Source organism: Mycobacterium sp. NGS11, assembly GCF_059813315.1.
This window is the reverse complement of sequence record NZ_JCALEJ010000078.1, coordinates 1-352: the sequence shown is the minus strand read 5'-3', so window position 1 is coordinate 352 and position 352 is coordinate 1. Positions and strand designations below refer to the sequence as shown.

1 protein-coding gene is annotated in these 352 nt (G+C 61.4%); it reads right to left on the bottom strand.

The genetic code is table 11. The features are described from left to right. Window positions 1-352, bottom strand: a 352-nt coding sequence (locus AC5Y4T_RS26185) for a condensation domain-containing protein (protein ID WP_499956155.1), incomplete at both ends; no start/stop codon positions are given.

Below are 352 nucleotides of genomic sequence, written 5' to 3'. Positions count from 1 at the left end.
CGCACCCCGCTGATCAGCAACCAGCGGATAAGGCCGATCGGTGGGCAAGACCAACCGCTCAGGCATGTCGGCCAAAGTCTGCTGCCAATACGCCAACTGCTCACCGATGCGGCTCTCCCGATCATCGAGATCACCAAACTGGGCACGCTGCCACAACGTGTAATCGACATACTGCACCGGCAATTCAGCCCACCCAGGAGCCTGCCCCGCACAGCGACTGGCATACGCCGCACCCAAATCGGCCACCAGCGGCGCGATCGACCAACCATCGGCGGCAATATGATGCACCACCACCACCAACACATGCTCATCGCTACCCGTGCAGAAAAGCCTCGCCCGCAACGGAATCTCG